Here is a 20,646-nt window from a genome sequence, read left to right as displayed (position 1 = left end):
TATGATCAAATCTATTTAAAGTGTGGGGCGCAAATTAAGTTTTTAAACAGGGAAATGGTTCAGATGAGTAAAGATAGGTTTTATGTAGTTGATACGGTTAATGGGCGTCGTTATGTGGTCAATATTGACTACGTTATCGCTATGCAAGACTACGCCGACCCTAGTGATCCAGGGCAGCGAATCTTAATCGTAGCTGATGGCAATAGCGAAGGTGGCCGTATGCTTCTCAAGCTCTCGCCAGAGGAAGCCGAAGGTGTGCGGGAGTGGCTCTACAGGCAATAGCGGGGACGTTTTGTGGACGCTGATAGAAAGTGAAAGAGACGGGCACTCTGCCGGGAAACAAAAAAAGCCGCGCAGTGCGCGGCTTTGAAGGTGGTGGGCCCACACGGACTCGAACCGTGGACCAAAGGATTATGAGTCCTCTGCTCTAACCAACTGAGCTATAGGCCCCCAGAAGGCCGGCGGATTATACCGGTGCGTTCTCGCCAGCGCCAACCGCTTGACCTGGCGGGAGAAATTTCCGGGTGAAGGCCTCGGCCGAGAGCGGGCGGCTGACCACGTAACCCTGGATCTGCAGGCAGCCTTCGGCGGCCAGGCAGAGTTCCTGGGCCTTGGTTTCCACGCCTTCGGCGATCACCGTCAGTTGCATGCTGTTGCCCAGGGCGATGATGGCGCGGGTGATCGCCAGGTCGTGCGGGTCGTCCGGCAGGCCACGGACGAAGGACTGGTCGATCTTCAGCACGTCCAGCGGCAGGCGCTTGAGGTAGCTGAGCGATGAGTAGCCGGTGCCGAAGTCGTCGATGGCCAGTTGCACGCCGAGCTGTTTGAGGCGGTGGAGGATGTCCAGCGCTTCGCCGGACTGGTTCATGATGAAGTTCTCGGTGATCTCCAGCTGCAGCAGCTCCGGCGCCAGGTTGTAGCGCTGCAGCAGTGCGCTGATGCGCGGCAGCAGGCTGGGCTGGTGCAGCTGGGCGCCGGCGAGGTTGACCGAGAGGGCGCCGAAGTCGCGGCCGCTTTCCTGCCAGTCCTGCAGTTGGCGGCAGGCTTCTTCCAGCACCCAGTCGCCCAGCGGCAGGATCAGCCCGCTTTCTTCGGCCACCGGGATGAAGCGATCCGGCGGGATGTCGCCGAACACCGGGTGCGGCCAGCGTACCAGCGCTTCCGCGCCGACCAGGCTCTGGCTGCGCAGGCAGTACTTGGGCTGGTAGTACAGGCACAGCTCGTTGCGCTCCAGGGCGCGGCGCAGTTCCTGTTCCATGGCCATGCGTTCGTTGACCTGGAAGGTCAGCGAACGGGTGTAGAGCTCGCTGCGGTTACGACCCTTGGCCTTGGATTGGTACATGGCCGCGTCGGCGTTCTTGACCAGGGTGGCGACGTCGAGGCCGTCCTTGGGGTAGAGGCTGATGCCGATGCTGGCGCTGATGAAGAACTCGTGGTTGTCGAGCTGGAACGGTGCACGGAAGCACTCGAGCAATTTCTGCGCGACCTGCTCGGCGTCCTCCGGCTGGTGCAGGCCGGGCAGCAGGATGATGAATTCGTCGCCGCCGAGACGGGCCACGGTGTCGACATCGCGCAGCTGCAGTTTCAGGCGCGCGGCGATGGCCTTGAGCAACTGGTCGCCGACCGGGTGGCCGAGGCTGTCGTTGATCTGCTTGAAACGGTCGAGGTCGAGAAACAGCACGGCGCCTAGCTTGTCGTCGGCGCGTGAGCCATCCAGGGCGCTGCGCAGGCGGTTTTCGAACAGCAGGCGGTTGGGCAGGCCGGTCAACGGGTCGTGGTGGGCCTGGTGGTCGAGGCGCGCCTGGGCATGCTTGAGGCTGGAGATATCGGCGAACACGCCGACGAAGTGGGTGATCTGGTTATCGCTGTTGCGCACGGCGCTGATGGTCAGCCACTCGGGGTACAGCTCGCCGTTCTTGCGCCGATTCCAGATTTCCCCCTGCCAGTGGCCGTTGGCCGCCAGGCTGTGCCACATGGCGGCGTAGAAGGCGTTGTCGTGCTGGCCGGAGGAGAGCAGGTTGGGGCGCTGGCCAAGCGCTTCGGCTTCGCTGTAACCGGTGATCTGGGTAAAGGCGCGGTTGACCGCGGTGATGCGCTGTTCGAGGTCGGTGATCAGCACGCCTTCGGCGGTGCTTTCGAAGACGGTGGCGGCCTGCTGCAGCTCTTCCTGCATCTGCTGGCGTTCGGTGATGTCGCGGGCGATGGTCAGCAGGCATTCGTCGCCGCCGATGGGCAGCGGCTGCGCGGAGAGTTCGCAGAGGCGCAGATGGCCGCTCTTGGTGCGCACCGGGGCGATCAGGTCGCGCACGCTGCCTTGCTCGCGAATGCGTTGCACCAGGCGTTCGCGATCCTTCGGGTCGGCCCAGATGCCCAGGCTGAGGGTGCTTTGTTCGGCAATCTCGTTGAGGCTGTAGCCGGTGATGCGACTGAAGCCGTCGTTGGCCTCCACCAGCAGGCCGTCGCGCAGACGGGTGATCAACAGCCCATCGGGCGAGGCGTGGAAGGCCTTGGCGAACTTCTCCTCGGATATCTGCAGTTGCTGCTGGGTGGCCTTGAGCTGGCTGATGTCTCGCACCACCACCACCAGTGCGGGAATGCTGTCGAGCTGGAAGGAGCCGGCCGAGATCAGCCCCGTGAACAGGCTGCCGTCGGCGCGGCGGAAGGGCATCTCCAGATTGCGCAGGCTTTCGTCCTGCAGGCGCAACAGCAGATTCGGGCCGATCCCCGGAACGCCCCAGATATCCAGTTCGGTGGCGGTCTTGCCGATGGCCTGTTCGAGGCTGATGCCGGTTTGTTCGGTGAACGCGGCGTTGACCTCCAGCAGCACACCGTCGGCGCGGCGGGCGATGACCAGGATGTCAGGGCACTGCTGGAACACCGAGGCGAACTTCTGTTCGGACAGGCGCAGCGCCTGCTCGGTCTGTTTGGTGTCGGTGATGTCGACCATCAGGCCGCGAATCACCTGGCGGTCGTCGCGCTGCAGCAGGGTGACGATATCGCGTACCCACACCGTGCGCCCGTCGGCGGCGAGCAGGCGATATTCCAGCGCGTGGTCGTTGCCGGCCGCGCATTGCTCCAGGCAGGTGCGCAGGGTGCGCTGGTGATCGTCCGGGTGCAGGTGGCGTTGCCAGAAACCGGGCTCCAGCCATTCGTGCAGCGGGTAGCCCAGCAGCTTTTCCGCGTGGGGCGAGACGTAGGTGTAGGTGAGCCCGCTGGCTTCGGTTTCCCAGGTGATAGCGGAGAGGCTTTCGACCATGTCGCGAAAGTGTTTTTCGCTGCTGCGCAGTTCCTGCTCCAGCGCTTCGCGGTTGCGCATTTCGCGTTTCAGGCGGCGGTTGATGCGCAGGATGATGGCGATGACCGCCAGCAGGCCAAGCACGGCAGGCAGGCCGTAGAGCAGGGTCGTGTACCAGACGTTGCGTTTGTCCAGCACGCTGCCGACCCAGGGTTTCTGCAGGGCGGCGATTTCTTCGCTGCTGAGCTCGGCGAAGAGTTTGTCGAGGATGCCGACCAATTGGGTCTGGCCACGCGGGGCGGCCATGGCCAGCTGATAGCGGTAGGGCGTTTCGCCGCTTATGTAGAGGCCGTCGAGCTTGAGTTGGCGCAGGCTCCAGACGCTGGAGGCGAGGTCGCCGACCATGGCGTCTGCCTGGTTGGTCGCCAACGCCTGCAGGGCGGCGGCGACATTGCGCAGCGGCAGCAGGTTGAGGTCGGGGTGTTGCTGGCGCAGCAGCTCGTGCGGCGCGTAGTCAGCCACCACGGCAATCTTCAAACCGTACAGCTCATTGAGCTTTCTCGGTTGCGGCCCGCCGTTGCGAGCAAGGATGACGATGGGGAAGTCCAGGTAGGGGCGGGTGAAGGTCAGGTATTCCTGGCGTTCGGGCGTCGACATCACGCCGGGAAGCAGGTCGACCTGGCCCATGCGTGCCTGTTCCAGGATCGCGCTCCAGTTGCTGGCCTCGACGGGCTGCAACTTCACGCCGAGGCGCCTCTCGATCAGGCGCACGTAGTCGGCGGTCAGGCCGTGGTAGTTGCCCTGGTCGTCACGAAATTCGAAGGGTGGCCAAGATGCATCGATACCCAGGCGTAGCTCGGGGTGGGCCGCCAGCCAGGTGCGCTCGTCCTCGTTGAGTGTCAGAGCTAGGGCCGGGGTCATCCAGTACGCCAGGCACAACAGCACAATGGCCGGCAAGCGGGGCATAACGGCCTCGTTTCGAGATCAATATCGTCGCAGTGTAGACCGGCCGTTGCCGGGATGGCAGTTTGATTGCAGTGTCTGCACTGCCTTGGGCTGGCGAGTTGCCGGGCGCGCGGCCCGGAAAGCAAAACCCCCGGCCTGGGCCGGGGGTTCTGGTATCACTCGTCGAGGAAGGAGCGCAGATGCTCGCTTCGCGTCGGGTGGCGCAGCTTGCGCAGCGCCTTGGCTTCGATCTGACGGATACGCTCACGGGTGACATCGAACTGCTTGCCCACTTCCTCGAGGGTGTGGTCGGTGTTCATGTCGATACCGAAGCGCATGCGCAGGACCTTGGCTTCACGGGCAGTGAGGCCGGCCAGGACTTCGCGAGTGGCTTCCTTGAGGCTTTCGACGGTGGCTACGTCGATCGGGGACTGCATGGTGCTGTCCTCGATGAAGTCGCCCAGGTGCGAATCTTCGTCGTCGCCAATCGGGGTTTCCATGGAGATCGGCTCTTTGGCGATCTTCAATACCTTGCGGATCTTGTCCTCGGGCATTTCCATGCGCTCACCCAGCTCTTCCGGAGTGGGCTCGCGACCCATTTCCTGAAGCATCTGACGGGAGATGCGGTTGAGCTTGTTGATGGTCTCGATCATGTGCACCGGAATACGGATGGTGCGCGCCTGGTCGGCGATCGAGCGGGTGATCGCCTGGCGAATCCACCAGGTGGCGTAGGTCGAGAACTTGTAGCCGCGACGGTATTCGAACTTGTCCACCGCCTTCATCAGGCCGATGTTGCCTTCCTGGATCAGGTCGAGGAACTGCAGGCCGCGGTTGGTGTACTTCTTGGCGATGGAGATCACCAGACGCAGGTTCGCCTCGACCATTTCCTTCTTGGCGCGGCGAGCTTTCGCTTCACCGATGGACATGCGGCGGTTGATGTCCTTGATCTCGGCCAGGCTCAGGCTGCACTCGGCTTCCAGGTCGGCCAGCTTCTGCTGGCAGCGCTGGATGTCGGCCTGCAGGTTGCCCAGGGCTTCGGCGTACTTGGCCTTGCCCTTGGCCAGGTCGGCGGCCCAGTCCATGTCGATTTCGTTGCCCGGGAACAGGCGCAGGAAGTCGGCACGCGGCATGCGCGCATCACGTACGCACAGCTGCATGATGGCGCGCTCTTGCGCACGCAGACGGTCGAGGGCGCCGCGCACCTGGGTGACCAGGGCGTCGTACTGCTTGGGCACCAGCTTGATCGGCATGAACAGCTCGGCCAGGGTGGCCAGCTCTTCGATGGCCTGCTTGCTGCCGCGACCATGCTTCTTCAGCGCCTTCAGGACTTTGTCCTGCTGCTCGGCCACGGCGTTGAAACGGCGAGCCGCTTCTTCCGGGTCCGGGCCGCCATCGCCTTCTTCTTCCTCGTCGTCGCCGCTCTCGTCTTCTTCTTCGTCGTCGCTTTCTTCAGCGGCGGCGCCTTCCTTGACGGGAACGGGGGCGGCGGCTTCGTCAGGCACGCTGCCGTCATCCGGGTCGATATAGCCACTGAGAACCTCAGCCAGACGGCCGCCCTCGGTGGTGACGCGGGTGTACTCGGCGAGGATGCCGTCGACAGTGCCGGGGAAGTGAGCGATGGCGCTCATGACTTCGCGGATGCCTTCCTCGATGCGTTTGGCGATTTCGATCTCGCCTTCGCGGGTCAGCAGTTCCACGGTACCCATTTCGCGCATGTACATGCGCACCGGGTCAGTGGTGCGGCCGATATCGGTCTCGACGGCGGCGAGGGCGGCAGCGGCTTCTTCGGCGGCGGCCTCGTCGGTGTCGGCATCGGCCAGCATCAGGGCGTCTGCATCCGGAGCACTCTCGTGTACCGGGATCCCCATGTCATTGATCATGCGGATGATGTCTTCCACCTGCTCAGGATCTGAAATGTCCTCAGGCAAGTGGTCGTTGACCTCTGCGTAAGTCAGATACTTCTGCTCACGACCCAGGGTGATCAACTCTTTGATACGAGATTGCTGCTGCGCTTTTACGGACATAACACCCTATCCACTGAAGGTCTTGGCGGGCTGAAAACAAGCCGAGGATTATACCTCAGGTTGGGCTTTAGGCGCCAGTTGGGGACTTGCTGCTCTGGGAGGAGGCCAGGCTGTAGTGCTCTCTGAGCAATGTCTTTTCCTCGTCTGTGAGCTCGCTGGGGCTTTTATGAATGATGCTGCGTAGCGCCTTTTCACGCCGCCTCTGCGATTGACTGTTTGCAAGTGTAGTAATGGTGTCGAAAAACTGCTGTTCAAGGTTGTCGCCCTGGATCAGCCATTCCTTCTCCGCCAGTGCTCGCAGCAGGCGACCTTGTTCGGTGCCGTGCCAGCGGGCGATCAATTGCAGCGAACGCAGGTTGGGCGTTTTCTGCAGTGCACCGACCAGGGCCACGAGAAGTTGGGCGTAGGTGTCGTCTTCGTCGGCGAAGTGGCTGACATCTTCGACCTTTTGCGCCAGGTGCGGATGGTGCAGCAGCGTGCGCAGGGCGATCAGGTGCGGGGATTCGACGCTCACGGCAGTGCGCGGGGCACGTGGCGCGAAATCGCCCTTGCCCTTCTTGTTCCACTTGCCGCCGTCTTTCTTCCAGTTGCCTTTACCGCCTTCGTTGCTGCGCTCGTAGTGCTGCTGGGGCGGCGCAGGCTGCTCGTAACCGCCGACGTCCGGCAGGTTGTCGTAGTAGGCGCTGTCGGGGATGTCGCCGTAATCCGGGTAATCGCTGCTGGGCGCCTGGCTGGTGGTGCTTGGTGCGTGGCTGCGTGGGGCGCTGGCGACCTGGCTCAGCGCTTCGCCGGAAAGGCCGGTGATTTCGCTCAGGCGCTGGCGCATCAGGGCGCGCAGGTTGTTGCCGGGAATCTTGTCGATCAACGGCGCGGCCAGGGTCACCAGATGTGCCTTGCCTTCCAGCGAGCGCGGGTCGGCCTCTTCGCACAACTGCTGGAAGAAATAGTCGGCCAGGGGTTGCGCGTGCTGGTTGATGCGCGCGCGGAAGGCGTCGGTGCCTTCGGCGCGCACCAAGGTGTCCGGGTCCTCGCCTTCGGGCAGGAACAGAAAGCGCGCGCGGCGGCCGTCCTGCAGGCTCGACAGGGTTGACTCCAGGGCGCGCCAGGCGGCATTGCGCCCGGCGGCGTCGCCGTCGAAGCAGAACAGCACGCTGGGTACGATGCGGAACAGGCGCTTGAGGTGTTCTTCGCTGGTGGCTGTGCCCAGGGTCGCCACGGCGTTGCGCAGGCCCTGCTGGGCCAGGGCGATGACGTCCATGTAGCCTTCGACCACCATGATCTCGTCGAGATCGCGGTTGTGCTTGCGCGCCTCGTACAGGCCGTAGAGTTCCTGGCCCTTGTGAAACACCGGGGTTTCCGGCGAGTTGAGGTACTTGGGCTTGTCGTCGCCCAGCACCCGGCCGCCGAAGGCGATCACTCGCCCACGGCTGTCGCGGATGGGGAACATGATGCGGTCGCGGAAGCGGTCGTAGCGCCTGCCGTTCTCGGCGTTCTCGATCAGCAGGCCAGCGTCGATCATGACTTTCTGCTGCAGGGCGTCGGCGCCCAGTTGCTTGAGCAGGTTGTCCCAGCCGGGCGGGGCGAAGCCGATGCCGAAGTCGCGGGCGATTTCGCCGCTCAGGCCGCGACCCTTGAGGTAGTCCACGGCGTACTTGCGCTGCGGGTGGCTCTTCAGGGCCTGGCGATAGTGCTCGGCAGCGGCATTGAGTAGCGGGTAGAGCGGCGAGTCGACCGGCTGTCGGGGTTTGTGTCCACGGCCACTTTCCTCGCGCGGTACGTCCATGCCGGCGCGTTTGGCCAGCTCCTCGATCGCCTGGGGGAATTCCAGTTGATCGTGGTCCATGACGAAGCCGAGGGCGTTGCCGCCGGCGCCGCAGCCGAAACAGTAGTAGAACTGCTTGTCCGGGCTGACGGTGAAGGAGGGGGTCTTTTCCTTGTGGAACGGGCAGCAGGCACTGTAGTTCTTGCCGGTCTTCTTCAGCTGGATGCGCGAACTCACCACATCGACGATGTCGGTGCGGTTGAGCAGGTCATCGATGAAGGATTGCGGGATCAGGCCGGCCATAGGCGCTCAGCATACTGTCCGGCGCGAGCGCGGGACAGCGATTGGTAGAAAAGCAAAAACTCCGCTCACTCGCTGAAGTGCGAGGCGGAGTCTTTCAAATGCAATGCCCGGCCAGGGCCGGGCATTCGGGCGTTGCTGTACTGAATTAGTACAGGCGGACGCTACGACGCTGCTCGCGCTGCACTTTCTTGGCGTGACGCTTAACAGCGGCAGCGGCCTTGCGCTTACGCTCAGCGGTCGGCTTTTCGTAGAATTCGCGGCTACGTACTTCAGCCAGTACGCCGGCTTTTTCGCAGGAGCGCTTGAAACGACGCAGGGCTACGTCGAAGGGTTCGTTCTCTTTAACTTTGACGGCTGGCATCCAGGTCGTACCTTCGTTAATTACCGGTGTTCAACGCGCTCCCGGCAAATGGCTCGGGTTGCGTCGGTTTTTAAGGGTTGCGGATGTTACCCCCTCGAGCCGAGGAATGCAAAGGCCTCTGATCGAAAAGCGCTGGCCGCTCCGCCGGGCGGCGCTTATCATGCGCGCCTTTGTTCCACGCGGCAAATCAAGGCTCAAGCTCCATGCTCGTACTGGGATTGGAAACCTCCTGCGATGAAACCGGCGTCGCGCTCTATGACAGTGAGCGCGGCCTGCTGGCTGACGCCCTGTTCAGCCAGATCGACCTGCATCGCGTCTACGGCGGCGTAGTGCCGGAATTGGCCTCGCGCGATCACGTCAAACGCATGCTGCCGCTGATCCGTCAGGTGCTGGATGAGGCAGGCAAGCAGGCCAGCGACATCGATGCACTGGCCTACACGGCGGGGCCTGGCCTGGTCGGTGCGTTGCTGGTCGGTGCGTCCTGCGCTCAGGCGCTGGCCTTTGCCTGGGGCGTGCCGGCCATCGGCGTGCACCATATGGAAGGTCACTTGCTGGCACCGATGCTGGAAGAGCAGCCGCCGGCCTTTCCGTTCGTCGCCTTGTTGGTGTCCGGTGGCCATACCCAGTTGGTGCGAGTCGATGGCATCGGTCAGTACCAGTTGCTCGGCGAGTCGCTGGACGACGCGGCCGGTGAGGCCTTCGACAAGACCGCCAAGCTGATGGGCCTGAATTATCCGGGCGGTCCGGAAATCGCCAAGCTGGCCGAGCAGGGCACGCCGGGGCGCTTCGTCTTCCCCAGGCCGATGACCGATCGTCCGGGTCTGGATTTCAGCTTCAGCGGCCTCAAGACCTTTGCGCTCAATACCTGGCAGCAATGCCGCGACAGCGGTGACGACCTCGACCAAGCCCGTCGCGACATCGCGCTGGCCTTCCAGCAGGCGGTGGTTGAGACTCTGACCATCAAGTGCAAGCGCGCGCTCAAGCAGAGCGGGCTGAACAGCCTGGTGATCGCCGGTGGCGTGAGTGCCAACAAGGCGTTGCGTGAGCACCTGGAGCGCATGCTGGGCGAGATGAAGGGCAAGGTGTTCTACGCGCGGCCACGTTTCTGCACCGACAATGGCGCGATGATCGCCTATGCCGGATGCCAGCGTTTGCTGGCCGGGCAGCATGAGGACTTGGCGATCAAGGTGCAGGCGCGCTGGCCGATGGAGTCGCTGCCGTCGATTTAACTGGGTCAGATCTTGTAGGAGCGGCTTCAGCCGCGATTTGCAGTCCGATCTGTTGCTTAAAAACGGCGCTCGCGGCCGGCGAACAGATCACGCAGATTGCTGCGGTGGCGCCAGACGATCAGCCCGGTCAGCACGCAGGCTGGCAGCAACGCCGCCGGTTGTTGCCAGGCCAGCAGCGGTAGCGTCAGCGGTGTAGCGATCAGCGAGGCCAGCGAGCTGGTGCGGGTCAGCAGAAATACCAGGGCCCATGCCGCCAGGGCGAGCAGGGCAGCCGGTGGGTAGAGGCCGAGCAGCATGCCGGCGGCAGTGGCCACGCCCTTGCCGCCACGGAAACGGAAGTACAGCGGGTAAAGATGGCCGACGACGGCCGCCAGGCCGATCCAGGCCTGTTGGTGCAGGCTGAGGCCGAGCAGCTTGGCGATCAGGATCGGTAGCAGGCCCTTGAACAGGTCGCCGATCAGCGTCATCACAGCGAGCTTCTTGCCGGCCACGCGTAGCATGTTGGTGGCGCCGGGGTTGCCCGAGCCGCTGGCACGCGGGTCTGGCCCGCCAGCGAGTCGGCTGAGCAGGATGGCGAAGGACAACGAGCCGAGCAGGTAGGCAAGGATTGCCAGAAGCCAGAACATGGTGGCCATTCCAGGGCATGGGGTGGCCCGATTCTAACGAGGTGCAGCGCCCTTGTCGTGGCGCGGAGAGTGCGGGTGGACAGAGTATTTATCGAGGGGCTGGAAGTCGACACGGTGATTGGCGCCTACGATTGGGAGCGCGACATTCGTCAGTGCCTGCTTCTCGACCTGCAGATGGCCTGGGACAACCGTCCGTCCGCAGCCGGTGACGACCTCAACCTGGCGCTCGATTACGCCAGCGTATCCACGCGTATTCAGGCCTTCGCGGCCGAATCGCAGTTCATCCTGGTCGAGGCTTTCGCCGAGCGTCTGGTGCAGACCCTGATGGAGGAATTCAACATCCCTTGGATACGCCTGAGGCTGACCAAGCCCGGCGCGGTGCCTGCCGCACGCGGTGGCGTGGGTGTGGAGATCGAGCGCGGATGTCTCTGACTCGGGTCTTTCTCGGCCTCGGCAGCAATGTCGAGCGCGAGGCTCACCTGGTTGCCGGCCTCGATGCGCTGGCCGGGCTGCTCAGCGATATGCGCTGCTCGCCGGTGTTCGAAAGTCACGCGGTGGGTATCAAGAGCGGCAATTTCTTCAATCTGGTGGTGGTGGGCGAGACGGAGCTGCCGCTACTGGAGCTGGATCGCCGGCTGAAGTTCATCGAGGCCGACAACGGCCGCTACGCGCCGGACCGCAAGGGCTTGCCACTGGACATCGACGTGCTGCTGTATGGCGAGCAGGTCGGCAACTTCAATGGTCTGGTCCTGCCGCGCGCGGAAATTCTCAAGAACGCCTTCGTGCTCTGGCCGTTGGCGCTGTTGGCGCCCGAGGCGCACCATCCGGTCGACGGCCGTTCGTTCGCCGAGTTGTGGGCGTCTGCACAGATCGATCAGCAGCTATGGCCGGCGGCCTTTCAGTGGCGTGGTGTCGAGCTGACGCCGGCTGAGGTGCTGGCTTCTGCGTAGCCCGGATGCAATCCGGGGGCTGGTCTCAGAATCGTCCCGGATTGCATCCGGGCTGCGGCTGCGGCGGCCTGCAGGAGCTGGCTTGCCGGCGATGAGCGTTGCTGGCAGCGATATCGCCCGCAAGCGGGCTCCTACGAGGGGGCATGTTGCGCCTTGTAGGCTTTCGGGTCGTAGCCTGGATGAAATCCAGGACCTGTTTCTGGACTCCCCCGGATTTCATCCGGGCTACGTTCTCTGCTGTTCCTTGTAGGCCTTGAGCGCTTGCAGGCGCTCGCGGTTGAGCGCCTCGCCCAGCTCGGCGCCCTTGAATCCCTTCTCCAATAGCGGTTTGACTGGCACTTGCCGTGCAGCCTCGGCGGCGCCCAGCAGGTAAGCGGCCTGCGGGTACTCGCGTTGCTCCAGGCCCAGGCGCCCGCGCGCATCCATCTCGCAGGCGGCGACGAACTCGGCGAAGCGCTGCGGGCGGCGAAACACGTCGAAGCGTTGCAGCAGTTCCAGCAGCGTCGAGGGGCGCAGCTCCAGCGCGCGATGGCCGTGGGTATGGAATTCACCTACCAGCGATGCCAGCTCGGCACAGTCACGAGGCGCTTTACAGCGTTCGTTGATCGCCTGTATCAGGGGCAGACCTTTGTGCTCATGGGCAATATGCCGTGGCCATTCGCCCTCCGGTGTCAGGCCTTTGCCGACGTCATGCAGCAGGCAGGCCCAGCGCACGTTCAGCGGCTGGTCGTGCTCCGCGCACTGGCGCAACACGCTCAACACATGCACGCCGGTGTCGATTTCCGGGTGGTGCGCCTGCGGTTGCGGCACGCCGAACAGATCGTCGACTTCCGGCAGCAGGGCGGCCAGCGCGCCGCAGTCGCGCAGCACCTGGACGAACACGTCCGGGCACGGCTCCATCAGGGCGCGGGAGATTTCCTTCCAGCTGCGTTCGGCGGTGAGGTGAGCCAGCTCGCCGGAATCGGCCAACTGACGCATCAGCGCCAGGGTTTCTGGCGCGACGCTGAAACCGAGCGGCGCATAGCGCGCGGCGAAGCGGGCCACGCGCAGCACGCGCAGCGGATCTTCGGCGAATGCCGGGGATACGTGGCGCAGGATGCGCGCTTCCAGGTCTTGCTGGCCGCCATAAGGGTCGATCAGGTTACCCTGGTCGTCTTCGGCCATGGCATTGACGCTGAGGTCGCGGCGGATCAGGTCTTGTTCCAGCGTAACGTCGGGGCTGGCGTGAAAAGTAAAACCGCCATAGCCGCGCCCGCTCTTGCGCTCGGTGCGGGCCAGGGCGTACTCATCGCCGGTTTGCGGGTGCAGGAACACCGGAAAGTCGGCGCCCACCGGGCGGTAGCCGAGTTCGAGCATCTGTTCGGCGCTGGCGCCGACCACGACCCAGTCCACTTCACAGACGGGGCGACCGAGCAGGCGATCACGCACTGCGCCGCCGACTTTGTAGATCTGCATGTATGTTCCTCCACTGAGCGCAGAGGATACCGAAGATCGAGGTGGGGCGCGCCTTGCGGGTCGGTATATAGGTCAGGGCGTGGTCATGGCCGGCATCTCGATCAGCAACCGCTCAAATGGGCGGAATGATCAGGTCCAGCCTCGGGTATTCGCTGTCGCCCTCCGAACTGCCGCGCGGTGGCACATGCTGGGTGGTGATCAACTGGTCGCCCTGGCAGACCTCCAGATGAATGTCGAAGCCCCACAGCCGGTGCAGGTGCTTGAGTACCTCGCCGGTGGAGTCACCCAGTGGTTTGCGGTCATGCTGCTGATGGCGCAGGGTCAGCGAGCGGTCGCCGCGACGGTCGATGTTCCAGATCTGCACGTTGGGTTCGCGGTTGCCCAGGTTGTACTGCGCGGCGAGCAGCTCGCGGATGGTGCGGTAACCCGGCTCGTCATGAATGGCCGGCACCAGCAGTTCGTCCTTCTGGTCGTCGTCGAGAATGCCGAACAGCTTGAAGTCGCGAATCACCTTGGGCGAGAGGAACTGCAGGATGAAGCTCTCGTCCTTGAAGCTGTTCATGGCGAACTTGAGCGTGGTCAGCCAGTCGCTACCGGCGATATCCGGGAACCAGCGCTTGTCCTCCTCGGTGGGCGCCTCGCAGATACGGCGGATGTCGCGGTACACGGCAAAACCCAGGGCGTAGGGATTGATACCGCTGTAGTAGGGACTGTCGAACGGTGGCTGGTAGACCACGCTGGTGTGCGACTGCAGGAATTCCATCATGAAGCCGTCGGTGACCAGGCCTTCGTCGTAGAGGTCGTTCATCAGGGTGTAGTGCCAGAAGGTGGCCCAGCCTTCGTTCATCACCTGGGTCTGACGCTGCGGGTAGAAGTACTGGGCGATCTTGCGCACGATGCGGATCACCTCGCGCTGCCACGGCTCCAGCAAGGGCGCGTGTTTTTCCAGGAAGTAGAGGATGTTTTCCTGCGGCTCGGCCGGGAAGCGCTTGCTGTCCTTCTCGCTGCCCTTGTCCGCACTCTTGGGAATGGTGCGCCACAGGTCGTTGATCTGCTTCTGCAGGTGCTCCTCGCGTTCCTTCTGGCGCCGGCGCTCCTCCTCGGCAGAGATGGGGTAGGGGCGCTTGTAGCGGTCGACGCCGTAGTTCATCAGGGCATGGCAGGAGTCGAGCAGCTCCTCCACGGCGTCGATGCCGTAGCGCTCCTCGCACTGCATGATGTACTGCTTGGCGAACACCAGGTAATCGATGATCGAGCTGGCGTCGGTCCAGGTACGGAACAGGTAGTTGCCCTTGAAGAAACTGTTGTGGCCGTAGCAGGCGTGAGCGATCACCAGCGCCTGCATGCAGATGGTGTTCTCTTCCATCAGGTAGGCGATGCACGGATCGGAGTTGATCACGATCTCGTAGGCCAGGCCCATCTGCCCGCGCTTGTAGCCTTTTTCTGTGGAGAGGAAGTGCTTGCCGTACGACCAGTGGTGATAGCCCAGCGGCATGCCGACCGAGGCGTAGGCATCCATCATCTGTTCGGCGGTGATCACTTCGATCTGGTTGGGGTAGGTGTCCAGCGCGTAACGTTCGGCGATGCGCGCGATTTCCTTGTCGTACTGGCGGATCAGGTCGAAGGTCCACTCCGAGCCGGTGGAGATCGGCTCGCGCTTTCTGCTGCTGGCATTCATGGCTTGGCCCTCAACTCACCAGGCGACGCTGGAACAGTTCGCGGAACACCGGGTAGATGTCCGCAGCGGACACCAGTTGCTGCTGGGCGAAGCTGTCGGCGAAGGCTTCGGCCACCTGTTCGTACTCGAACCACAGCGCCTGGTGCTCACGTGGGGTGATCTCGACGTAGGTGAAGTACTGCACGAACGGCATGATCTGGTTGATCAATATATCCCGGCACACCGGCGAGTCGTCGTTCCAGTTGTCGCCGTCCGATGCCTGAGCGGCGTAGATGTTCCACTCGTTGACCGGGTAGCGCTCGGCCATAACTTCCTGCATCAGCTTCAGGGCGCTGGAAACGATGGTGCCGCCGGTCTCGCGGGAGTAGAAGAATTCCTCTTCGTCCACCTCTTTCGCACTCGTATGGTGGCGGATGAACACCACGTCGATCTTGTCGTAATTGCGCTTGAGGAACAGGTACAGGAGGATGAAGAAGCGCTTGGCCACGTCCTTGGTGGCCTGGGTCATGGAGCCGGAAACGTCCATCAGGCAGAACATCACCGCCTTGGAGCTGGGGTTGGGCTGCTTGGTCAGCAGGTTGTACTTGAGGTCGAAGGTGTCGAGAAACGGCACGCGGTGGATGCGCGCACTGAGTCGTTCGATTTCCTCCTGAATCACCTGTATATCGCCGAAGTTGTCCGGTTCTTCCCGTCGCAGTCGCTCCAGCTCGGCCTTGGCTTCGCGCAGTTTGGCGCGGCTGGAACCGGACAGGGCGATGCGCCGCGCATGCGCCGAGCGCAGGGTGCGCACGATGTTGATACGTGACGGGTTGCCTTCGTTACTGATGCCGGCGCGCACGGTCTTGAAGGTTTCCGCACCGGTCAGGTGGCGCTTGACCAGATTGGGCAGCTCCAGATCCTCGAACATGAAGTCGAGAAATTCTTCCTGGGTGATCTGGAAGACGAACTCGTCCATACCTTCACCGGAGTTGCTCGCCTTGCCACTGCCGCGTCCACCGCCGCCGCCTTGTGGGCGCGGAATGCGCTCGCCAGTGGTGAATTCCTTGTTGCCCGGGTGAACGGTGGTCTGCTTGCCGCCGCGGCCGTGATGCAGCACTGGCTCGTCGATATCGCGACCGGGAATGCTGATCTGCTCACCGTGCTCCATGTCAGTGATGGAGCGCCGGCTGACGGCTTCCTCCACCGCCTTCTTGATGTGTTCACGGTAACGCCGCAGGAAGCGCTGGCGGTTAACCGTGCTCTTGTTCTTGCCGTTGAGGCGCCGGTCGATCACGTAGCTCATGACGTCTCCCTAGCCCGCCCGTGGCTACGGGCGAGCAGCGAATGACCCGGCGCGCGCCGCGCGCCGGGTAGGGCTTACTGAGACTTGCGAACCCGCAGGTACCACTCCGACAGCAGGCGCACCTGCTTCTCGGTGTAGCCGCGCTCGACCATGCGTTTGACGAAGTCGTTGTGCTTCTGCTGATCCTCCTTGCTGCCCTTGGCGTTGAAGCTGATGACCGGGAGCAGATCCTCGGTGTTGGAGAACATTTTTTTCTCGATCACCACGCGCAGCTTCTCGTAGCTGAGCCAGGTGGGGTTCTTGCCGTTGTTGTTGGCGCGGGCGCGCAGCACGAAGTTGACGATCTCGTTGCGGAAGTCCTTCGGGTTGCTGATGCCGGCCGGTTTCTCGATTTTTTCCAGCTCCTCGTTGAGCGCCACGCGGTTGAGGATCTCGCCGGTCTCCGGGTCGCGGTACTCCTGATCCTGAATCCAGAAGTCGGCGTACAGCACGTAGCGGTCGAAGATGTTCTGCCCGTATTCGCTGTAGGACTCCAGATAAGCGGTCTGGATTTCCTTGCCGATGAACTCGATATAGCGCGGCGCCAGGTACTCCTTGATGTAGCGCAGGTAGCGCTCGCGCACCTCGGCGGGGAACTGCTCCTGCTCGATCTGCTGCTCCAGCACGTACAACAGGTGCACCGGGTTGGCGGCGATTTCGTGCGGATCGAAGTTGAATACCTTGGACAGAATCTTGAAGGCGAAGCGGGTCGACAGGCCGTTCATGCCCTCATCGACACCCGCGCTGTCGCGGTACTCCTGGATCGACTTGGCTTTCGGGTCGGTGTCCTTGAGGTTCTCGCCGTCGTAGACGCGCATCTTCGAATAGATGTTGGAGTTCTCCGGCTCCTTCAGGCGCGACAGGGTGGAGAACTGAGCGAGCATCTTCAGGGTGTCCGGCGCGCAATGGGCCTTGGCCAGCGAGCTGTTGATCAGCAGCTTGTCGTAGATCTTGATCTCGTCGGTCACGCGCAGGCAGTACGGCACCTTGACGATATAGATACGGTCGATGAAGGCCTCGTTGTTCTTGTTGTTGCGGAAGCTGTGCCACTCGGACTCGTTGGAGTGAGCCAGCAGAATGCCGCTGTAGGGAATCGCGCCGAGGCCTTCGGTGCTGTTGTAGTTGCCCTCCTGGGTAGCGGTGAGCAAGGGGTGCAGCACCTTGATCGGCGCCTTGAACATCTCGACGAATTCCATCAGGCCCTGGTTGGCCCGGCACAGCGCGCCCGAGTAGCTGTAGGCGTCGGCGTCGTTCTGCGGGAATTCTTCCAGTTTGCGGATATCCACCTTGCCGACCAGGGCGGAGATGTCCTGGTTGTTCTCATCGCCTGGTTCGGTCTTGGCCACGGCGATCTGGTTGAGGATCGACGGGTATAGCTTGACCACGCGGAACTGGCTGATGTCGCCGCCGAACTCCTGCAGACGCTTGGTGGCCCAGGGCGACATGATCGAGCTGAGGTAGCGCCGTGGGATGCCGTAATCCTCTTCGAGGATGGCGCCGTCTTCGGTGGCGTTGAACAGCCCCAGCGGCGACTCGAATACCGGCGAGCCCTTGATGGCGTAGAAGGGCACCTTCTCCATCAATTGCTTGAGCTTCTCGGCCAGCGAGGATTTACCACCGCCCACCGGGCCCAGCAGATAGAGGATCTGCTTCTTCTCTTCCAGGCCCTGAGCGGCATGGCGGAAGTAGGAGACGATCTGGTCGATGCACTCTTCCATGCCATGGAAGTCGGCGAAGGCCGGATAACGGCGGATCACCTTGTTGGAAAAGATGCGTGACAGGCGTGAATCGCTGGAGGTGTCCAGCAATTCCGGCTCGCCAATGGCCATCAGCAGGCGCTCGGCCGCAGTGGCGTAGGCGCTGCGATCCTGTTTGCACAGTTCGAGGTACTCCTGCAGCGAGTACTCCTCCTGGCGGGTCGCCTCGAAACGTTGTTGGAAGTGACTGAAAATGCTCATGACTTCACCTCGCTCGATGCTGAAAGCTGGCTCGGGATCGGTCGTGCGTGCAGGTGCTGGGTAACTCCGGCTTAGAGACAAGTCGGGAAGAATCCCCCAAAACCTAAAAGTCGTTACCGATGGCCCGATGCCGGTTGGCCGGCTCTACCTTGAGTGGGATGGCCTGAGTAACAGAATAGTTCGTTCTGCCGAGGGTCAAGGGCTGGGTAACGATAACTGGATGTTACCGTACGTCGGGAAGTGGCGGCAGGCCAGAGCGGGCGCGGCTTGCCGCCTGAAGAAATTTATTCTTCGCTGCTTTGCGCCGTTTCGCTCGGGTAAGTGGCGTGCCACAGCTCGAAACCGCCGTCGAGGCTGTACACCTCAGAGAAGCCCTGGCCGACCAGATAGGCCGCTGCGCCCTGGCTGGAGTTGCCGTGGTAGCAGGAGACGATCAGGGGCGCATCGAGATCGGCATGGGTAATGAAGTCATGCAGCGAGTGGTTGTCGAGGTGACGCGAGCCGCTGATATGGCCACTGGCGAAGCTCTGTGGGTCGCGAATGTCGACCACGACGGCGCCCTGGGTGCGCAGTTCCTGCGCCTGCTGTGGGGAAATACGCTTGAATTCGCTCATGTTCGGTGCCTTCGAGTGATGCGTGGGGGCGCCTCTGGCGCTCATTCCTTGGGACAGGTGCAGCGGTGAAGTACTCCGCTGTCGACATCGAGCAGGGTCATCGCACCGCCCCAGACGCATCCGGTATCCAGTGCGTAGAGGCCCGGCTCCTGGCAGTGGCCTTCCAGCGCTGCCCAGTGACCGAAGATGATCTTCTCACCGCGCATCTTGCGCTGCGGATGGCTGAACCAGGGGGCGAAGCCGGGTGGGGCGCTGCCAACACCCTCCTTGCTCTTCAGATCCAGCGTGCCGTCGGCTCTGCAGAAGCGCATGCGGGTGAAGTAGTTGGTGATCACCCGCAGGCGGGTCACGCCATGCAGGTCCTTGCTCCACTTGGCCGGCTCGTTACCGTACATGCCATCGAGAAACAGCGGCAGGCGGGCATCGTCACGCAAGGCTTCTTCGACTTCGGCTGCGCGGCGCAGTGCCTTGCTCAGTGTCCATTGCGGGGGGATACCGGCATGTACCAGGGTCACTTTGCGTTCGGCGTCGTGGTGAACCAGCTTCTGCATGCGCAGCCAGTCGAGCAGGTCGTTGCGGTCCGGCGCGTCGAGAATCTCGCGCAGGGTGTCGCCCTTCTTCAGACGTTCGACATTGTGCGCTGCGGCCAGCAGGTGCAGGTCGTGGTTGCCCAGCACGCAGGTGACCGCATGGCGAATGGAGTAGAGAAAGCGCAGGGTTTCCAGCGATTGCGGGCCGCGATTGACCAGGTCGCCGACCAGCCAGAGCTGGTCGTGCTGCGCATCGAAAGACACTTGTTCGAGCAGGCACTGGAGCGGTTTCAGGCAGCCCTGCAGGTCGCCGACGGCGTAGACGGCCATCAGTGCAGCGCTCCGGGCACCGCCAGACGGAACGGGGCGATGGTCGCGTCGAAGCGTTTTCCGTCTTCGGCGAGCATCTGGTAGCTGCCCTGCATGGTGCCGACCTGAGTGGCCATGACCGTACCGCTGCTGTACGTGTGGCTGGCGCCGGGTTCGATATGCGGCTGCTGGCCGATCACCCCAGCGCCACGTACTTCCTGCACTCGCCCGTCGCCATCGGTGATGATCCAGTGGCGCGACAGCAGTTGAGCGGGCAACTCGCCGTTATTGACGATGGTCACGGTGTAGGAGAACGCGTAGCGGTTCTGCTCCGGCTGCGACTGCGCGGCCAGGTAGCGGGTGGTGACGCTGACGTCGATCTGATAGCGAGGGTCGGACATGCGAAGAATCCGTTGAGCGTGATTGCAGTTTAGACCTGCTCGGCCGAAGGCTGCAGGGCCAGCTGGTCGGCCAGGCGGACGAAGGCGGCCAGATCCAGCTGCTCGGGGCGCAGGCTGCCGTCGACGCCTGCGGCTTCGATGGCCGCGGCGGGCAGCAACTGCTTGAGCGTGTTGCGCAGGGTCTTGCGGCGCTGGTTGAAGGCTTCACGCACGACGCGCTCGAGCAGGCGATGGTCCTTGGCCGGGTGTGGCAGGATTTCATGCGGCACCAGGCGGACGATGGCCGAGTCGACCTTGGGCGGCGGGTTGAAGGCGCCGGGGCCAACGTTGAACAGATGCTCCACGCGGCAGTGGTACTGCACCATGATCGACAGCCGCCCCCAATCACCGCCGCCAGGGCCGGCGGCCATGCGCTCGACCACTTCCTTCTGCAGCATGAAATGCATGTCGCGAATCAGCGGTGCGTTGTCCAGCAGGTGGAAAATCAGCGGTGTGGAGATGTTGTAGGGCAGGTTGCCGACTACGCGCAGGCTGCGCGGCGCCGCCTCGAGGCGGGCGAAGTCGAACTTCAGGGCGTCGCCCTGATTCAGGCGAAAGCGCGGATTGTCACCGAACTTTCCCTGCAGGATGGGAATCAGGTCGAGGTCGAGTTCGATCACGTCGAGCTGCGCGCCGCTGCCGAGCAAACCCTCGGTAATGGCACCCTGACCTGGGCCGATTTCCAGCAGATGCTCGCCTTCCTTGGCGCGAATGGCGCGCAGGATACGGTCGATCACCCCGGCATCATGCAGGAAGTTCTGGCCGAAGCGCTTGCGCGCGCGGTGTTGGTATTCGGACATGTGCGGCTCCGCGGAGCGCCTCGAGGCGTGGCGCTCGAGGCTGGATGCAAAAAAGAAAGTCGCACAGTCTACCAGCGAATGGCGCCGCGGGCGCGGGCTGCGGCCT

General features: G+C 63.0%; 17 protein-coding genes and 1 tRNA gene. 4 read left to right on the top strand and 14 right to left on the bottom strand.

The features are described 5' to 3' along the window. The first annotated feature begins 63 nt into the window (after positions 1 to 63). Complete coding sequence (locus BLR77_RS16515; protein WP_074679670.1) at positions 64 to 282, top strand: hypothetical protein; 219 nt, start codon at positions 64 to 66, stop codon at positions 280 to 282. A gap of 91 nt (positions 283 to 373) precedes the next feature. On the opposite strand, the gene BLR77_RS16510 is transcribed toward BLR77_RS16515, so the two are convergent. From BLR77_RS16510 to rpsU, 5 genes are all read right to left on the bottom strand, one after another. Then, a tRNA-Ile gene (locus BLR77_RS16510) sits at positions 374 to 450 on the bottom strand. Between the two features lie 16 nt (positions 451 to 466). Continuing rightward, positions 467 to 4,201, bottom strand: coding sequence for a bifunctional diguanylate cyclase/phosphodiesterase (locus BLR77_RS16505; protein WP_074679668.1), 3,735 nt, complete (start codon positions 4,199 to 4,201; stop codon positions 467 to 469). 155 nt (positions 4,202 to 4,356) lie between these two features. Continuing rightward, positions 4,357 to 6,204: an RNA polymerase sigma factor RpoD gene (rpoD, locus tag BLR77_RS16500; RefSeq protein ID WP_074679666.1), complete on the bottom strand. Its 1,848-nt coding sequence runs from the start codon at positions 6,202 to 6,204 to the stop codon at positions 4,357 to 4,359. Positions 6,205 to 6,271: 67 nt separating this feature from the next. Next, a complete protein-coding gene (dnaG, locus tag BLR77_RS16495; RefSeq protein WP_074679664.1) occupies positions 6,272 to 8,269 on the bottom strand; it encodes a DNA primase in 1,998 nt (665 codons plus the stop codon). Between the two features lie 145 nt (positions 8,270 to 8,414). After that, positions 8,415 to 8,630: a 30S ribosomal protein S21 gene (gene rpsU / locus BLR77_RS16490; protein WP_003290642.1), complete on the bottom strand. Its 216-nt coding sequence runs from the start codon at positions 8,628 to 8,630 to the stop codon at positions 8,415 to 8,417. A gap of 203 nt (positions 8,631 to 8,833) precedes the next feature. Here rpsU and tsaD point away from each other — a divergent pair, with 203 nt between their 5' ends. Continuing rightward, a complete protein-coding gene (gene tsaD, locus BLR77_RS16485) occupies positions 8,834 to 9,859 on the top strand; it encodes a tRNA (adenosine(37)-N6)-threonylcarbamoyltransferase complex transferase subunit TsaD (RefSeq protein WP_074679663.1) in 1,026 nt (341 codons plus the stop codon). A gap of 56 nt (positions 9,860 to 9,915) precedes the next feature. Here tsaD and plsY read toward each other — a convergent pair whose 3' ends face one another. Next, positions 9,916 to 10,485, bottom strand: coding sequence for a glycerol-3-phosphate 1-O-acyltransferase PlsY (gene plsY, locus BLR77_RS16480; protein WP_024309705.1), 570 nt, complete (start codon positions 10,483 to 10,485; stop codon positions 9,916 to 9,918). 75 nt (positions 10,486 to 10,560) lie between these two features. On the opposite strand from plsY, the gene folB reads away from it, so the two are divergent. Together folB and folK are read left to right on the top strand one after the other, a co-directional pair. After that, positions 10,561 to 10,917 (top strand): dihydroneopterin aldolase, encoded by a 357-nt coding sequence (folB, locus tag BLR77_RS16475; RefSeq protein ID WP_074679661.1) that lies wholly within the window; start codon positions 10,561 to 10,563, stop codon positions 10,915 to 10,917. Next, a complete protein-coding gene (folK, locus tag BLR77_RS16470; RefSeq protein ID WP_074679659.1) occupies positions 10,908 to 11,435 on the top strand; it encodes a 2-amino-4-hydroxy-6-hydroxymethyldihydropteridine diphosphokinase in 528 nt (175 codons plus the stop codon). The genes folB and folK overlap by 10 nt, the downstream gene beginning before the upstream one ends. A gap of 225 nt (positions 11,436 to 11,660) precedes the next feature. Here folK and BLR77_RS16465 read toward each other — a convergent pair whose 3' ends face one another. The 8 genes from BLR77_RS16465 to rsmA form a co-directional block, all read right to left on the bottom strand. After that, on the bottom strand, positions 11,661 to 12,890 hold the full coding sequence (locus BLR77_RS16465) for a multifunctional CCA addition/repair protein (protein WP_074679657.1): 1,230 nt from the start codon (positions 12,888 to 12,890) through the stop codon (positions 11,661 to 11,663). A gap of 112 nt (positions 12,891 to 13,002) precedes the next feature. After that, positions 13,003 to 14,568 carry a SpoVR family protein gene (locus tag BLR77_RS16460; protein WP_074679655.1) on the bottom strand — a complete coding sequence of 522 codons (1,566 nt, stop codon included), beginning with the start codon at positions 14,566 to 14,568 and terminating at the stop codon, positions 13,003 to 13,005. A 10-nt stretch (positions 14,569 to 14,578) separates the two neighbouring features. Further along, positions 14,579 to 15,850: a YeaH/YhbH family protein gene (locus BLR77_RS16455; protein WP_074679645.1), complete on the bottom strand. Its 1,272-nt coding sequence runs from the start codon at positions 15,848 to 15,850 to the stop codon at positions 14,579 to 14,581. Positions 15,851 to 15,924: 74 nt separating this feature from the next. Continuing rightward, positions 15,925 to 17,847, bottom strand: a complete 1,923-nt coding sequence (locus BLR77_RS16450; RefSeq protein WP_074679643.1) for a PrkA family serine protein kinase — start codon at positions 17,845 to 17,847, stop codon at positions 15,925 to 15,927. Positions 17,848 to 18,131: 284 nt separating this feature from the next. Next, positions 18,132 to 18,461, bottom strand: a complete 330-nt coding sequence (gene glpE, locus BLR77_RS16445) for a thiosulfate sulfurtransferase GlpE (protein ID WP_074679641.1) — start codon at positions 18,459 to 18,461, stop codon at positions 18,132 to 18,134. A gap of 41 nt (positions 18,462 to 18,502) precedes the next feature. Then, a complete protein-coding gene (locus BLR77_RS16440; protein WP_074679639.1) occupies positions 18,503 to 19,321 on the bottom strand; it encodes a symmetrical bis(5'-nucleosyl)-tetraphosphatase in 819 nt (272 codons plus the stop codon). Beyond that, on the bottom strand, positions 19,321 to 19,701 hold the full coding sequence (gene apaG, locus BLR77_RS16435) for a Co2+/Mg2+ efflux protein ApaG (RefSeq protein WP_074679637.1): 381 nt from the start codon (positions 19,699 to 19,701) through the stop codon (positions 19,321 to 19,323). The genes BLR77_RS16440 and apaG overlap by 1 nt, the downstream gene beginning before the upstream one ends. A 29-nt stretch (positions 19,702 to 19,730) precedes the next feature. Next, a complete protein-coding gene (gene rsmA / locus BLR77_RS16430; RefSeq protein ID WP_074679635.1) occupies positions 19,731 to 20,540 on the bottom strand; it encodes a 16S rRNA (adenine(1518)-N(6)/adenine(1519)-N(6))-dimethyltransferase RsmA in 810 nt (269 codons plus the stop codon). Between the last annotated feature and the right edge of the window lie 106 nt (positions 20,541 to 20,646).

The organism is Ectopseudomonas alcaliphila, from assembly GCF_900101755.1.
GTDB classification, from domain to species: Bacteria; Pseudomonadota; Gammaproteobacteria; order Pseudomonadales; family Pseudomonadaceae; genus Aquipseudomonas; species Aquipseudomonas alcaliphila.
The sequence above is the reverse complement of the archived record's forward strand: the minus strand, read 5'-3'. Positions and strand labels throughout refer to the sequence as shown.

What these genes read in the sequence shown, in the direction of transcription:
- folK (WP_074679659.1), top strand. Translation starts at nt 10,908, where the DNA reads ATGTCTCTGACTCGGGTCTTTCTCGGCCTCGGCAGCAATGTCGAGCGC.
- BLR77_RS16450 (WP_074679643.1), bottom strand. Translation starts at nt 17,847, where the DNA reads ATGAGCATTTTCAGTCACTTCCAACAACGTTTCGAGGCGACCCGCCAG.
- BLR77_RS16455 (WP_074679645.1), bottom strand. Translation starts at nt 15,850, where the DNA reads ATGAGCTACGTGATCGACCGGCGCCTCAACGGCAAGAACAAGAGCACG.
- BLR77_RS16515 (WP_074679670.1), top strand. Translation starts at nt 64, where the DNA reads ATGAGTAAAGATAGGTTTTATGTAGTTGATACGGTTAATGGGCGTCGT.
- apaG (WP_074679637.1), bottom strand. Translation starts at nt 19,701, where the DNA reads ATGTCCGACCCTCGCTATCAGATCGACGTCAGCGTCACCACCCGCTAC.
- rsmA (WP_074679635.1), bottom strand. Translation starts at nt 20,540, where the DNA reads ATGTCCGAATACCAACACCGCGCGCGCAAGCGCTTCGGCCAGAACTTC.
- BLR77_RS16505 (WP_074679668.1), bottom strand. Translation starts at nt 4,201, where the DNA reads ATGCCCCGCTTGCCGGCCATTGTGCTGTTGTGCCTGGCGTACTGGATG.
- glpE (WP_074679641.1), bottom strand. Translation starts at nt 18,461, where the DNA reads ATGAGCGAATTCAAGCGTATTTCCCCACAGCAGGCGCAGGAACTGCGC.
- dnaG (WP_074679664.1), bottom strand. Translation starts at nt 8,269, where the DNA reads ATGGCCGGCCTGATCCCGCAATCCTTCATCGATGACCTGCTCAACCGC.
- plsY (WP_024309705.1), bottom strand. Translation starts at nt 10,485, where the DNA reads ATGTTCTGGCTTCTGGCAATCCTTGCCTACCTGCTCGGCTCGTTGTCC.
- rpsU (WP_003290642.1), bottom strand. Translation starts at nt 8,630, where the DNA reads ATGCCAGCCGTCAAAGTTAAAGAGAACGAACCCTTCGACGTAGCCCTG.
- BLR77_RS16460 (WP_074679655.1), bottom strand. Translation starts at nt 14,568, where the DNA reads ATGAATGCCAGCAGCAGAAAGCGCGAGCCGATCTCCACCGGCTCGGAG.
- tsaD (WP_074679663.1), top strand. Translation starts at nt 8,834, where the DNA reads ATGCTCGTACTGGGATTGGAAACCTCCTGCGATGAAACCGGCGTCGCG.
- BLR77_RS16440 (WP_074679639.1), bottom strand. Translation starts at nt 19,321, where the DNA reads ATGGCCGTCTACGCCGTCGGCGACCTGCAGGGCTGCCTGAAACCGCTC.
- BLR77_RS16465 (WP_074679657.1), bottom strand. Translation starts at nt 12,890, where the DNA reads ATGCAGATCTACAAAGTCGGCGGCGCAGTGCGTGATCGCCTGCTCGGT.
- rpoD (WP_074679666.1), bottom strand. Translation starts at nt 6,204, where the DNA reads ATGTCCGTAAAAGCGCAGCAGCAATCTCGTATCAAAGAGTTGATCACC.